Annotated in this window: 12 protein-coding genes and 1 other RNA gene; 12 read left to right on the forward strand and 1 reads right to left on the reverse strand. The window is 29.7% G+C overall.

What is annotated here, in order from left to right:
• The first annotated feature begins 20 nt into the window (after positions 1-20).
• The 4 genes from recO (at position 21) to ppdK (ending at position 5096) form a co-directional block, all read left to right on the forward strand.
• The gene (gene recO / locus J2Z42_RS08385) at positions 21-779 is read left to right on the forward strand and encodes a DNA repair protein RecO (protein WP_209702213.1); all 759 of its coding nucleotides are present in this window, start codon (positions 21-23) and stop codon (positions 777-779) included.
• 14 nt (positions 780-793) lie between these two features.
• On the forward strand, positions 794-1369 hold the full coding sequence (locus J2Z42_RS08390; RefSeq protein WP_209702199.1) for a DUF4342 domain-containing protein: 576 nt from the start codon (positions 794-796) through the stop codon (positions 1367-1369).
• A gap of 373 nt (positions 1370-1742) precedes the next feature.
• Positions 1743-2384, forward strand: a complete 642-nt coding sequence (gene ccpN, locus J2Z42_RS08395) for a transcriptional regulator CcpN (protein ID WP_209702200.1) — start codon at positions 1743-1745, stop codon at positions 2382-2384.
• Between the two features lie 78 nt (positions 2385-2462).
• The gene (gene ppdK, locus J2Z42_RS08400) at positions 2463-5096 is read left to right on the forward strand and encodes a pyruvate, phosphate dikinase (protein ID WP_209702201.1); all 2634 of its coding nucleotides are present in this window, start codon (positions 2463-2465) and stop codon (positions 5094-5096) included.
• A 91-nt stretch (positions 5097-5187) separates the two neighbouring features.
• Here the strand turns inward: ppdK and J2Z42_RS08405 are convergent, their stop codons facing one another.
• Positions 5188-6237 carry a CotS family spore coat protein gene (locus J2Z42_RS08405; RefSeq protein WP_209702202.1) on the reverse strand — a complete coding sequence of 350 codons (1050 nt, stop codon included), beginning with the start codon at positions 6235-6237 and terminating at the stop codon, positions 5188-5190.
• Positions 6238-6357: 120 nt separating this feature from the next.
• Here J2Z42_RS08405 and J2Z42_RS08410 point away from each other — a divergent pair, with 120 nt between their 5' ends.
• The 8 genes from J2Z42_RS08410 to rnpB all read left to right on the forward strand — a co-directional run bounded on the left by J2Z42_RS08410 (position 6358) and on the right by rnpB (position 14205).
• A complete protein-coding gene (locus tag J2Z42_RS08410) occupies positions 6358-7386 on the forward strand; it encodes a deoxyguanosinetriphosphate triphosphohydrolase (RefSeq protein ID WP_209702203.1) in 1029 nt (342 codons plus the stop codon).
• A gap of 229 nt (positions 7387-7615) precedes the next feature.
• Positions 7616-9388, forward strand: coding sequence for a DNA primase (dnaG, locus tag J2Z42_RS08415; RefSeq protein ID WP_209702204.1), 1773 nt, complete (start codon positions 7616-7618; stop codon positions 9386-9388).
• A 20-nt stretch (positions 9389-9408) separates the two neighbouring features.
• Positions 9409-10479: an RNA polymerase sigma factor RpoD gene (gene rpoD / locus J2Z42_RS08420; protein WP_209702205.1), complete on the forward strand. Its 1071-nt coding sequence runs from the start codon at positions 9409-9411 to the stop codon at positions 10477-10479.
• Between the two features lie 95 nt (positions 10480-10574).
• The gene (locus tag J2Z42_RS08425; protein ID WP_209702206.1) at positions 10575-11462 is read left to right on the forward strand and encodes a PH domain-containing protein; all 888 of its coding nucleotides are present in this window, start codon (positions 10575-10577) and stop codon (positions 11460-11462) included.
• A 20-nt stretch (positions 11463-11482) separates the two neighbouring features.
• A complete protein-coding gene (locus tag J2Z42_RS08430; RefSeq protein ID WP_209702207.1) occupies positions 11483-12172 on the forward strand; it encodes a tRNA (adenine(22)-N(1))-methyltransferase in 690 nt (229 codons plus the stop codon).
• Positions 12163-12978, forward strand: a complete 816-nt coding sequence (locus J2Z42_RS08435) for a Nif3-like dinuclear metal center hexameric protein (protein WP_209702208.1) — start codon at positions 12163-12165, stop codon at positions 12976-12978. Before J2Z42_RS08430 ends, J2Z42_RS08435 begins: the two co-directional genes overlap by 10 nt.
• Before the next feature lie 95 nt (positions 12979-13073).
• Positions 13074-13781: a zinc ribbon domain-containing protein gene (locus J2Z42_RS08440; RefSeq protein ID WP_209702209.1), complete on the forward strand. Its 708-nt coding sequence runs from the start codon at positions 13074-13076 to the stop codon at positions 13779-13781.
• Positions 13782-13859: 78 nt separating this feature from the next.
• An RNA gene (gene rnpB / locus J2Z42_RS08445) (RNase P RNA component class A) lies at positions 13860-14205 on the forward strand.
• The last annotated feature ends 130 nt before the right edge of the window (positions 14206-14335 follow it).

Consider the following 14335-nt stretch of genomic DNA (forward strand, 5'->3'; position numbering starts at 1 on the left):
TTTTAGCGGGGGATGGTTGTCTGAACACAATTAAAACAAGGGCTGTAATAATAAAAACTCAGGATATAAAAGAAAATGATAAAATTGTATGGCTATTTACTGAAAAATTAGGTAAAATATCTACAATAGCTAAAGGAGTAAAAAAATCAAAAAATAAGCTTTTTTCTTCAACACTCCAATTCTGTTATGGGGATTACGTATTATACAAAGGAAGAAGTTTATATGTTATAAATGAAAGCAGTTTGATTGATTCATTTCAAGATCTATTGAATGATCTGGTTACTTTGACCTATGCTTCTTATTTTTGTGAATTAGTGGATATAGCTATGAATGATGAAGAATGTAATAAAAGATTATTTATACACCTTGTAACTGCATTTTATCTTATGAAAAATCATGCTGTGGATTTGGAGACTTTGGCAAGGGCCTTTGAATTAAAAATTCTGCAATCCACAGGTTATGGAATTAATTTTGATTATTGTGCAGTATGCAGAAGAAAAATTACAACTTCCGATTATTTAAGCATACAATATTTGGGCGGTGTGTGCAGTGAATGTAAAAAAATAAATGGAGTAGGTATAAAATATTCAACATTTAGTGCACTTAAGTATATTTCAAAAATTCCGCTTGAAAAAGTATATAGAGTTAATTTATCAAAAGAAGTAAAAGAAGAACTTTACAAAGTTCTTAGCTTGATTATATCTCAAAATTATTTTAGAAAACCTAAAAGTCTCGAAACTTTGAATTATCTTGTAAACTTTGAAAAACAAAATTATTAAAAGGAGAGGATAAAATGGCTGAAATAACGTTAGAAAAAATTGATATTATAAGAGAAAGAACTGGTATAAGTTATGCTGATGCGAAAGAAGCACTGGAAGCTTGTGATGCAAATGTGGTGGATGCTCTTATATACATTGAAGAAAAACAAAAAAATGACAAGGAAAATATTTACACTACAAAAGACGAATTTTTGGAATGGCTCAAAAATTTAGTAAAGAAAGGAAATATAAATAGAATAAAGATAAAAAAAGATGATAAGGTAGTTGTAGATATTCCTGTAAATGCAGGGATTGCTGCCACGCTCACAGTACTTGTATGGCCTCCTTTAATTGCTATTGGAATACTTACTGCCGTACTTACTAAAGTAACCATAGAAATAACTAAAGATGATGGATCAGTAGAAGTTGTAAATAAAATAATTAAAGGCGGAGTTAAAAGTACTGCAAAAGATGTAAAAGACAAGGTATTTGATGCTGCATCTTCTATAAAAGATAAATTCAGTCATAAGGGAAATAAAGATGATGATAAAAATACTTACCAATATACTGTAAAATTTGATGATATAGATGACGATGACAAAACCAAATAATTAAAATATTTTATTTTAATTAAGAGAAAAAAATGGGTATTGAAAATAAAAAAATAATTTCAGTATCCATTCTATTTTTTTATATTTTATACAAAATTTTAACTTTTATTATAAATTATTTTGTAATATTTGCGATAATTTATAGTAAAATCATAAGAATTGTCTTATAATTAAATTAAATAGTATAGCATATAAAATTGAGGGGAATTAAGTAAATAATTAGGTTTATATAATTTTAAATAAAAATAAAAATAAAAATGATATACTATTTCTTGTTTTATAATGGTATAATGTTTCTGAAGATATAAAGTTAAGTATACCTTATTTTTTCTGCAGAATTGAAAATAAACATTAGATAGTATATAAAGGGAGGTTGGATGTTATTAAATTTTCTAGCAGACAACAGAAGATAATGGAATTGGTTAAAAAAGGAGCACCTATAACAAGTGAACAATTGGCAGATAAAATTGGTGTTACGAGGGCAGCACTTAGGCCAGATTTAGCTATACTTACTATGACCGGTATATTGGATGCTAAGCCTAAAGTAGGATATATATATTCTAATAAACCATCCTATAGTCTTTTATATGATTATATAAGAAATATAAATGCAGAGGATATAATGTCAAAACCAGTTGTAGTTGATGAAAATACTACAGTTTATGATGCTATAGTAAATTTATTTTTAAATGATGTTGGAACATTGTTTGTAGAGAATAATGGTATATTAACTGGTGCTGTGTCACGAAAGGACTTTTTAAAGATAGCTATAGGCGGTACAGATATGAAAAATGTACCTGTAGGAATAATAATGACCAGGATGCCTAATATAGTATTTCTAGAAAGAAAAGATACTGCTTACACGGCAGCTCAAAAAATAATGGAACATGAGGTAGATTGTCTTCCTGTTATAGAAAAATCAATGGAAGATTCTAAAGAGATACTTAAAATAGTAGGAAAAGTTTCTAAAACAAATATAACAAGGCTTTTTGTTAAAATGGGAGAAAATAATTAAAGATAGTAAGCGGATATTCCGCTGATATATAAATATATAATTTGTATAAAATTTTATAGAGAAAGGGATGCTTGTTTCATGGAAGAAAAAAAATATGTTTATCTTTTTAGTGAAGGAAATGCAAGAATGAGAAGTCTTCTTGGGGGGAAGGGTGCCAATTTAGCAGAAATGACTAATCTTGGAATCCCGGTTCCACATGGATTTACTGTAACTACAGAAGCTTGTACTAAATATTACAGGGACAATAAAAAAATAAACGATAAAATTGTTGCAGAAATTTATTGTGCTCTTGAAAAACTTGAAAAAGTTACAGGAAAAAAATTTGGAAGTTTAGAAAATCCACTTTTGGTTTCTGTAAGATCAGGTGCTAGAGTATCAATGCCAGGAATGATGGATACTATATTAAACCTTGGATTAAATGATAATTCAGTAAAAGCTCTTGGTAAATTAACTAATAATTTGAGATTTGCCTACGACTCTTATAGAAGATTCATTCAAATGTTTTCAGATGTAGTAATGGGCATTGAAAAAAGAGAATTTGAAGATGTACTTGATGAAATAAAAGATTCTAAAGGAGTAAAATTTGATACAGAATTAACTGAAGAGGATCTGAAAAATGCAATTATTAGATTCAAAAAAATATATAAAGACAACATAGGGAAGGAATTTCCTCAAGATCCTAAGGAACAATTAATTGAATCAATTACAGCAGTATTTGGATCATGGGAAAATCCAAGGGCAATAGTTTATAGAAGATTGAATGACATTTCAGGAGATTGGGGAACAGCTGTAAATGTCCAGTGCATGGTATTTGGAAATATGGGAGATACTTCAGGCACAGGAGTTGCATTTACAAGAAATCCTGCTACAGGAGAAAAAAGCATATTTGGAGAGTATCTCATAAATGCGCAGGGAGAAGATGTAGTATCAGGTGTTAGAACACCTCAGCCTATAGCAAAATTAAAACAAGATCTCCCACAATGTTACGAGGAATTTGTAAAAATTGCTAACAACTTGGAAAACCATTACAAGGACATGCAGGATATGGAATTTACTATAGAAAACGGCAAACTATATTTTCTTCAGACAAGAAATGGAAAGAGAACTGCTCAGGCAGCTCTTAAGATAGCAGCTAATATGGTTGAAGAGGGTCTTATAACTAAAGAAGAGGCAATCCTTAAAGTAGAACCTAAACAACTTGATGCACTTCTACATCCTAATTTTGATAAAAATGAACTTGGAAAGGCAGAGATAATTGCAAATGGACTTCCAGCATCTCCTGGAGCTGCCTGTGGAAAAATTTATTTTACTGCAGATGATGCAAAAAAGCACCACAGCCAGGGTGAAAAAGTAATACTTGTAAGACTTGAAACCTCACCTGAAGATATAGAAGGAATGGTAGCAGCAGAAGGAATACTTACAGTAAGAGGAGGTATGACTTCTCATGCAGCAGTTGTAGCTAGAGGTATGGGTACATGCTGCGTAGCTGGATGCGGAGATATAAATGTAGATGAAGAAAATAAGACAATTGAAGTAAAAGGTAAAATTTATAAAGAGGGAGATTATATATCACTAGACGGAAGCACAGGAAATGTATATGGAGAGGAAATAAAAGCAGTAGCTCCTGAAATAACAGGTTATTTTGGAACTTTCATGAGTTGGGCCGATAGTATCAGGGCATTAAAAGTTAGAACGAATGCAGATACTCCAAAGGATGCAAAACAGGCAGTAGAATTTGGCGCAGAAGGAATAGGACTTTGCAGGACAGAGCATATGTTCTTTAATGAAGATAGAATACCTGAAGTCAGAAGGATGATAGTTTCAAAAAGTGAAGAACAGAGGAGAGCTGCCCTTAAAAATATACTTCCAATGCAAAAAGGCGATTTTATACAGATTTATGAAGCTATGGAAGGAAGACCGGTTACAATTAGATTCCTGGATCCACCACTGCATGAATTCCTTCCAACTGATCCTGAGGATATAAAGAATTTAGCTGAGGAAATGAATATAAGCTGTGAAGAATTAAAAGCAACAATAGCTTCACTTCATGAATTCAACCCTATGATGGGACACAGAGGATGCAGACTTACTGTTTCATATCCAGAAATAGCAGAGATGCAGACAAAGGCAGTAATTGAAGCTGCAATAGATGTTAAAAACAGAAAAGGGTATGATATTGTTCCTGAAATAATGATACCATTGGTTGGGGAATTGAAAGAATTAAAATTTGTTAAAGACATAGTTGTAAAAACGGCAGATGAAATAATAAACAAGTCAGGAATAGATCTGAAATATAAAGTAGGTACTATGATAGAAATACCAAGAGCTGCTATTACAGCAGATGAAATAGCAAAAGAAGCTGAGTTTTTCTCATTTGGAACAAATGATTTAACTCAGATGACATTTGGTTTCTCAAGAGATGATGCCGGAAAATTTTTAAATTATTATTATGATAATAAAATATACGAATTTGATCCATTCCAGAAGGTTGACCAAGCTGGTGTAGGAAAATTAGTTGATATGGCCGTTAAATTAGGTAGAAAAACTAGACCGGATATACATCTTGGAATATGTGGAGAGCATGGAGGAGATCCATCGTCTGTAGAATTTTTCCACAATGTAGGACTTGATTACGTATCATGTTCACCATTTAGGGTTCCAGTAGCAAGACTTGCAGCAGCACAAGCTCAAGTTAAGAATCCAAGAAAATAGAACATTTATAAAAAAAGATTTAGTACTAAAATTATTTTCATTCTAGTACTAAATCTTTTTTGATTTACCTTAAAAAATATTGTTAATCTTTTTAAATTTGAGTTTTAAATTTTTTGCATATATATTTTCCAAAATCAATTATAAACTCCAATTGATTCATATTATTGCCAGATGCTTTTTTAAGCAAATAAAAAAAAGAATTGTGATTGCATTTATTTATATTGTTATAATAATCTCGTGATATTTTCCAAAACTTTTGTGGAAAAGATAAATAGGATATTATATATTTATAATCATCTAAATTAAGAGAAAAGTTATTATCATATATTTTTAAGCAATCTACAGCTGTATTGAAATCCCAGTTGGTATTTGTTCTTTTTAAGAATCTTCTCAAAAAATATGATATATCATGAGAACAGTAAGATCTTGTACATTTATCAAAATCTATTACCCATATATTTTGGCTATTATCAAATATTATGTTCTTATTTACGTAATCAAGGTGGCAAAGAGATGAATGCAAATTGTTATAATTTATAGTCTCAGATATTTTAATAGATATTTCTGCCAGCATATAATTTATGTTGAAATTTTGTAAAAATAAATTTGAAAAATTATCATTATACTTGAATGCCGAATTTGAACAAATTAAAAGTTGGTTAAGATGTTTTTCAAAGGACAGGTGTATGTGTTCAAAATTTTTTCTATTGGCGCTTCTATAAATAGGTTTAAAATTACTGCTGACCTTGTGAATATTTGATAAGTTTAAAATAGCTGCATTCATGTGTTTTGCATTATCGTAGCTGCATTTTTCCCCCAATATCCATGGAGTAAGTATAAACAGCATATCTTCATATTTTACAAATCTACTATGTTTGACTGTTGGCAAAATTTTTGGAACATTTATATTGTTTCTGTATAACCATTCAATAGCGGAATATACAAAAAGCAGCTCGGGTTCATCAAAATATACTTTTTTTAAGCAGTAGCTTTTATTCATACAATTTACTTTGTATACTGCCCTTTGCTTATCTGTATTTTTAAATTTTATTTTAATTAACTCACTATCTTGAAGATTATAATATGGAAGCACGTATTTTTTTACATTTTCTTCAGATAATAAGTCTACAGTTCTATTCATTTATCATACTCCTTAAAAAGTATTTCTATATAATAATATTAAATACTTTTTCATATTATACATTATTGTTGAAAAGGAATTTTAAAAGTAAGTATAGAACTAATACAAAAGGTGATGTATATGCTAATAAGAGAAAAAATAGAGAAAAAAGAAAAGTTGATATTAATACCTGAAGCTTCATTTTCTTCTAAAACTATTGGAAGGCAGAGAAATGAGGAAAGTGACCCTATAAGAACATCATTTATGATAGATAGGGATAGAATAATACATAGTAAATCTTTTAGGAGACTTAAACATAAAACGCAAGTTTACATAAGAACTTTCGGAGATCATTACAGAACAAGACTAACACATACATTAGAAGTGAATCAAATTGGAAAAACCATAGGGAAAGGCATTGGATTAAATGAAGATTTAATAGAAGCTATAGCTATGGGACATGATATTGGACATGTCCCATTTGCTCACAGTGGAGAGCAGGTTTTAAATGAACTTGTTCCAGGGGGATTCAAACACAACAAAAACAGTGTAAGAGTATTGACCAAAATAGAGAAGAATGGCAAAGGATTAAATTTAACTAAAGAAGTCCTGGATGGAGTTTTAAATCACAGCGGTTTTGGGAATCCTAAAATGAATGCATTTACACTTGAAGGACAGGTAGTTAAGTATAGTGATAAGATAGCTTATGTAAATCATGATATAGATGATTCTATTAGGGCAGGAATTTTGAAACCTCAGGATATCCCTGAAAACTGTACAAAAATTTTAGGAAAAACAAACAGCGAAAGAATAGATACCCTGGTTAAAGATTGTATATATAAAACTATAGAAAATATTAGAGAAGGAATAGTGTATGTATCCTTAAGTGATGAAATATTTGAAGCTTTAAATGAACTCAGAAATTTTATGTTTGAGAAAGTGTATCTTGGAGATGCACTAAAAGTAGAAAGGGAAAAGGCAAAATTTGTATTAAAGCAGGTGTTTAAATACTTTTATACAAAACCTGATAAAATGCCTAAATTTTACAGAAATATTGTTGAAAAAGAAGGTTTGATAAGAGGAGTGTCCGATTACATATCTGGTATGAGTGATGATTACTGCTTAATGCTGTTTAATAATATATATATACCTAAAATTGTATTGTATTAGAAATATCTTTAATAGTATTCTGTTAAATAAAAAATGATATGTTTCAAATTATTTATTTATTTTATTGAAGGATATTTGCTATTTTTAAAGAATATATATACTAGAATAATAAATTAAATATTTTATAAATTAATTTATAAAATATTTAATTTAAAAGAAGGAATATAATGATTTATGTCGAATATATTAAAATTTGGTACAATAATTTCAGATAGGTGGTAGTTGCTTTGTGATATCAGAAGATGTCATTCAAAAAGTAAAAGATGAAAATGACATAGTTGATGTAATATCTGAAAGTGTAAAACTAAAAAGATCTGGAAGAAATTATATAGGTTTGTGTCCATTTCATCATGAGAAGACTCCATCGTTTAGCGTATCTCAAGACAAACAGATATATAAGTGCTTTGGCTGCGGAGAGGCAGGAAATGTAATAACTTTTACCATGAAGATAAGGAACCTGAGCTTTCCGGAAGCAGTAAAATTGCTAGCTGATAGAGTAAATATAGATATAGATTTTTATAGGAATGAAAATAAAAGCAGAAAAAATAGTTTTGAAAAATTGTATAAATTAAATGTGGAAGCTGCCAGATATTTTTTTTCCTGTTTAAATAAAAATGAAACAGCAAAAAGCTATCTTTTAAATAGAGGAATAACTGTAAAAACTATTAGAAAGTTTGGACTTGGATATTCTGTAGATAGTTGGAATGCTATGCTTAAATATCTAAAAGAAAAGGGATTTACTGAATTGGATATGCTTTCAGATGGACTTATAATAAAAAGCCAGAAAGGTAATTATTATGATAGATTCAGGAATAGAGTGATTTTTCCGGTATTTAATTACAGTGGAAAAGTTATAGGTTTTGGAGGTAGGGTGCTTAATGATTCAAAGCCTAAATATTTAAATTCTCCGGAAACCTCATTATTTAAAAAAGGCACAAATTTATATGGGCTTAATTTTGCAATAAAAAATAATAGCTCAAGAATGTTTATTATGGTAGAAGGTTATATGGATTGTATATCTCTTCATCAATATGGCATAACAAATACAGTGGCATCACTTGGAACTGCACTTACTGCAGGACAGGCAAAACTTATGAAGAGATATGTAGATAAAGTTATAATATCTTATGATGCAGATACTGCAGGACAGATGGCTACTTTGAGGAGTCTAAATATATTAAAGAATGCAGGATTGGATGTAAGGGTGCTTCTAATTCCTGAGGGTAAAGATCCAGATGAATTTATTAGAAATAATGGTAAAGATGCTTTTATTACTTTGATCTCTAATGCTCTTCCACTTATAGATTATAGAATTCAGAGTGTAAGAAAAGAATTTGAATCGAAAAGCCCTGACAATACAATAAAATATGTGGATAGAGTTTTGGAAATATTAATTGACCTTGATCCTATAGAAAGAGAAATGTATATAAAGAAATTGTCTGAGGAAACAGGCATTAGAATTCAGGCACTTTATGACATGTTGAATGGAAATATTCGAAAAAATACAAAAAAAGTTGAAAACATGAATACTGAAGAGGATTTTGGACAAAAATTATATTTAGAGCCAGCCTATTTAAAGGCGGAAAGAGCAATGCTTAAGCTAATGTTAGATGATGACCATGCGATGGAATATGCACAGAAATTTATAGGTGTTGAAGAAATACTTCTCGAAAGTCACAGGAAAATATATAAGTATATTATTGAAAGTTCAAATTATGATAGAGATGATAAAATAAAGCATATAGAATCTAAATGCAGAGATGTGGATATATCTAAAGAATGGGTGAATATTTTAGATACAGAAATTATATTTGATAATTACGATTATAAATACATGATAAATAGTTTTATTGAAAAAATAAAAAAACATAGATTGGAACAGGAAAAAAGAAATATTATAACTAAAATAAAAAAATGTGAAAAAGAGGGAAAACTTGATGAATCTCTAAAATTGGCACAAGAACTTATAAAAATTCAAAGAAGGATTGGTGAAGTACAGTAATGGTTAAAGGAGGCAAAAAAATGAAGGATAAAAGTTCAAAAATTCAAATAGTTAAAAAACTTATAGAAAAAGGAAAGAAAAATAATAGCTTAACTTATAAAGAAATAATGAATGAATTGGAAGAAGTGGACTTGAATCCAGAGCAAATAGAGAAGATATATGAAGCACTAGAATCTATGGGAATTGAAGTAATAGGTGATATGCATGAACATGAAGAAGAAGTGAATGAAAAAAATCTGGATTTGTCTGTACCTGAGGGAATTGCTATAGATGATCCTGTTAGGATGTATTTAAAGGAGATTGGAAAAGTTCCGCTTCTTCTTCCAGAAGAAGAAGTTGATTTAGCCCAGAAAATTGAAAAGGGCGATCAAATTGCAAAGAAAAAGCTGGCAGAGGCAAATTTAAGATTGGTTGTAAGTATAGCTAAAAGGTATGTTGGAAGAGGTATGCTTTTTCTGGATTTAATTCAGGAAGGAAATCTCGGACTTATAAAAGCTGTAGAAAAATTTGATTATAGAAAAGGATATAAATTTAGTACTTATGCTACATGGTGGATAAGGCAGGCAATAACTAGGGCCATTGCCGACCAGGCAAGAACAATAAGAATACCTGTTCATATGGTTGAAACTATAAATAAGTTGGTTAGGGTATCGAGGCAATTGCTTCAGGAACTTGGAAGAGAACCACAACCAGATGAAGTAGCAAAAATAATGGAAATGCCAGTAGATAAAGTAAGAGACATAATGAAAATAGCCCAGGAGCCAGTTTCACTTGAAACACCTATTGGAGAGGAAGAAGATAGTCATCTTGGAGATTTTATACCGGATGATGAGGCACCAGCACCAGCTGAGGCAGCAGCTTTTACCATGCTTAAAGAACAGCTTATAAATGTACTTGATACTTTAACTCCAAGAGAGGAAAAAGTACTTAGGCTAAGATTTGGGCTGGATGATGGAAGGGCAAGAACACTTGAGGAAGTTGGTAAAGAATTTAATGTTACTAGAGAGAGAATAAGGCAGATAGAAGCAAAAGCACTTAGAAAATTAAGACATCCAAGCAGAAGCAAAAAATTAAAGGATTATTTGGATTAAAGCACCTTTTACAGGCGCTTTTTTTCATTGAATTACGGACATGCCTATAATTAATATATTTTAATATGATATAATTATAAGTACGAGGTGATGATGTGAAAGAGTATAAACCAGCAAAAGGTATAGGAATGAATTATATTTTGGCAATAACAATTTTATATGATGCTGCGTTATTAATATTATCCCATTTTGTAAATTTTTATGAAGTATCTAATTTGATAAATCTAGTTTTGATTGTATTCAATATATATCAATTTTATTATATTATTATTTATGGAACTCTTAAATATTATATAGATGAAGAAAACATATATATATATACTGCTTTAAGGTTAAAAAGATTAAAAATTCCAATTGATTCCATTATTTCCTATCAGAAATCAAATGGATATATAAAAGGAGTAAAATTATCCGGGTATGGTAAAAATAATTTTGCTATTGGCAGAGCTTTTATAGATAAGGTAGGTATTACATATATGTTTACAACTTCTACTAAAAATGTTATTTATTTAAGGATAAATAAAATTATTTACGGGATCTCACCTGAAAAATTTCATGAATTTGAAAAACAGCTTTTAAATAATAAAATCATGAATGTTAGCTGGGAGGATAGTGTAGACAAAAATAAAAATGCTTATAGAAATAAAAAATTTTCTATACTTTTTTTAATATCAGCTTTAATGGCAATTATAATTACACTTAATCCTATAATTCTGTATCTTTCTAATAAAATTCCGTATAAGATGCCAATTAATTTCAATATCAATTTTACACCTGAAAAATTTGGAACAGGAAAACAATTTGCATTTAAACAAATGGCATATGGACTACTTGATATGGCTTTATTATTTTGTACGTATTATGCAGATTTTTTATTTGCAAAGTATAATAAAAAGTATTCTTATAAGTTTATATATGTGTCGCTTATATTGAGTACAATACTTTTAATAATGCAGCTCAGGATAGTTACAGTATTCAGATAGAAATGGAGAATAAATAAATTATGAACCTCAGTTTAAGATTAAAGTGTATTTGTGATATGGTGGATAAATGTAATTTGGTTGCCGATATAGGTACAGATCATGGGTATATTCCTATTTATCTTGTGAAAAATCATAAGTGCATGAAAGCAATAGCTTCAGATATTAATGAAGGCCCAATTCAAAAAGCCAGATTAAATGTAAGTATGGAAGGATTACAGCAAAAAGTAGAGTGCAGACTTGGCAGTGGACTAAATACCATTTATAAAGGAGAGGCACAGGGTATTATAATTGCTGGAATGGGAGGAAATTTAATAAGGGATATAATAGATGAAAATATAGATGTATTTAAAAGTGCTGAATTTTGTATACTTCAGCCAGTTCAAAATCCGGAAGTTGTTAGGAAATATATATACCAGAATGGTTTTAAAATAATTGATGAAAATTTATGTATTGACGAAAATATATTTTATGAGATAATAAAAGTAAAATATAGTGATATTGCAGAGGAAAAAGAAGATATATTTTATGAAGTGGGAGAAAAATTAATACAGAAGAAGCATCCACTTGCTTTGAAGTTTATAGAATCTAAGATTAATAAATATAAAAATATATTAGGCTATATAAAAGATGACAGTAATTTAGCTAAAATGAGAAAATTAGAAATAGAAAATAAGATAATAAGATTACAGGAGTTGGTAAAATGCCTTTAATGGTTAAAGATATAGATAAAATAATTCAACAATATGCACCTGCGAAACTTAAAGAAAGTTACGACAATGTAGGACTTATGGTTGGTGATATGGAATGTGAAGTTACATCTGTTTTAGTATCACTGGATTGTACTTTGACCGTAATTGATGAAGCTAAAAGAGAAAACTGTAATCTTATTTTTACACATCATCCACTTATCTTTGAAAAACCTAAATCCATAACCATGGATACTTTAGTTGGCAAAAAAATAATTAAACTTATTAAAAATGGCATAAATGTATATTCAAGCCATACAAATCTTGATTCTACGTTAGGTGGAATGAACGATATAATAATGCAGATTTTAAATTTCAATCATGCAAGCATTATGGAGCATTCATGTGTTAATGGTGAATCTAGAGATGACTCAGGTATAGGAAGAATTGCAGAACTTAAAAATCCAATTACATTGAATGATCTTTGTACTGAAGTGAAAGAAAAACTTAAGATTTCTCATTTAAGATATGTTGGGAAAGATGAAAAAATAATAAAAAAAGTTGCAGTTGTAAATGGAAGCGGAAAAGATTATTTCAATTTGGCTAAAAATTTGAGAGCAGATTGCATTATAACAGGCGATACTACCTATCATTATGTGAGTGATTTTAATGAGCAGGGTATGGCTATTATAGATGCTGACCATTTTGGAACTGAATGGCCTTCTATTTCTGTAGTAGCAAATTATTTAAAAAAGAGAATAGAATCGATGGGATTTAAAAATAATATTATTTTATCAAAAGTTAATAGTAATCCTTATAAATATAAGTAAAAATGAGTATTAATTTATTCGTTTTTACTTTTTTTATAGAAATATTTTATTAAAAGATATTGGGGCTGCAAGTGAATTCAAAGGGAGGTAATTATATGCTTAATTTATTAATTGAAATTCAGAAAAATAAATCATTAATAAAAAAGGAAAAAAGAGCATTGAAAACGGTACTGAATATAAGTGTTATGAAGGACTTGAAAAAGAAATTTGATGATAAAAAAATACATTATATAAAGTTAGACAAAGAACTTAAGGGAATAAGAAAAAATATAGAAATCACAGAGAAAAAAATAAATGAGGTAAAAGATGAGCTAGAAAAAGACGAGAACAAATTGTACAGTAATTTAAAATATGATTTAAAATTAATTAAAAGTTTAGAAAAATCTATAGAATCAAAAAAAGATGAAATTAAAAATATGGAAGATAAAAGTCTGGAATTTATGTATGAAGAAGAAAAGATTTCGAGCGATAAAAAGAAAAATAGAAAAGAGCTGGTTGATCTTAGAAATAAATTTTACGAATTTAAAGAAAATGGGAGCAAAGAAATATTAAAAGTTAAAGAAGTAATAGAAAAAGCTGAAAAAGATATTTCTAATTTGGAAAGAGAAATTCCAGAGGAATTGCTGGATGAGTTTAATGAAATATCTGAAGCAAAAGGTACGGGAGCTGCTGAATTATATGACGGTGTCTGCACAGGATGTAAAATGAAGGTGTCCGCGATTACAATCGATAACATAAAAAAGAATAAAAAAATTGTATATTGCGATAATTGCGGAAGAATAGTTCACTGCAAATATGATTAGTATTTGTTAAGAATTATAATGAAATATTTTAAAAAATTTTATTGTAAATAAAAAAAATATATGATATTATATTACTTGCGAGTAAACCAGACAATCGCTGCTGCATTATGTGCAGGAGAGGAAAGTCCGAGCTCCATAGGGCAGGGTGCTGGGTAACTCCCAGTCAGGGTAACTTGAAGGAAAGTGCAACAGAGATATACTTCCGGAATTAATTTCGGTAAAGGTGGAAAGGCGAGGTAAGAGCTCACCAGCGCAATGGCGACTTTGCGGCTATGTAAACCCCATCTGGAGCAAGATCGAATAGGAAAGCATGAAAAAGTGGCCCGCTTTGCTTTCGGGTAGTATCGCTTGAGTCCATTGGTAACAATGGGCCTAGATAGATGATTGTTTAATACAGAACTCGGCTTACAGATTTGCTCGTCCACTAAAAACACTAGGTTTTATGCTTAGTGTTTTTTATTGTATCTAGAATACCACAGGTTTTACCTGTGGTTCCGGAAAGCTTATAGCTATGAGTAGAAAAAATAAAACCTCCAATATAAAATAGAAGTGGG

This window comes from Clostridium algifaecis (assembly GCF_017874415.1).
Taxonomy (GTDB): domain Bacteria; phylum Bacillota; class Clostridia; order Clostridiales; family Clostridiaceae; genus Clostridium_B; species Clostridium_B algifaecis.

What these genes read in the sequence shown, in the direction of transcription:
- J2Z42_RS08390 (WP_209702199.1), top strand. Translation starts at nt 794, where the DNA reads ATGGCTGAAATAACGTTAGAAAAAATTGATATTATAAGAGAAAGAACT.
- ppdK (WP_209702201.1), top strand. Translation starts at nt 2,463, where the DNA reads ATGGAAGAAAAAAAATATGTTTATCTTTTTAGTGAAGGAAATGCAAGA.
- J2Z42_RS08405 (WP_209702202.1), bottom strand. Translation starts at nt 6,237, where the DNA reads ATGAATAGAACTGTAGACTTATTATCTGAAGAAAATGTAAAAAAATAC.
- J2Z42_RS08410 (WP_209702203.1), top strand. Translation starts at nt 6,358, where the DNA reads ATGCTAATAAGAGAAAAAATAGAGAAAAAAGAAAAGTTGATATTAATA.
- rpoD (WP_209702205.1), top strand. Translation starts at nt 9,409, where the DNA reads ATGAAGGATAAAAGTTCAAAAATTCAAATAGTTAAAAAACTTATAGAA.
- J2Z42_RS08430 (WP_209702207.1), top strand. Translation starts at nt 11,483, where the DNA reads ATGAACCTCAGTTTAAGATTAAAGTGTATTTGTGATATGGTGGATAAA.
- J2Z42_RS08435 (WP_209702208.1), top strand. Translation starts at nt 12,163, where the DNA reads ATGCCTTTAATGGTTAAAGATATAGATAAAATAATTCAACAATATGCA.
- J2Z42_RS08440 (WP_209702209.1), top strand. Translation starts at nt 13,074, where the DNA reads ATGCTTAATTTATTAATTGAAATTCAGAAAAATAAATCATTAATAAAA.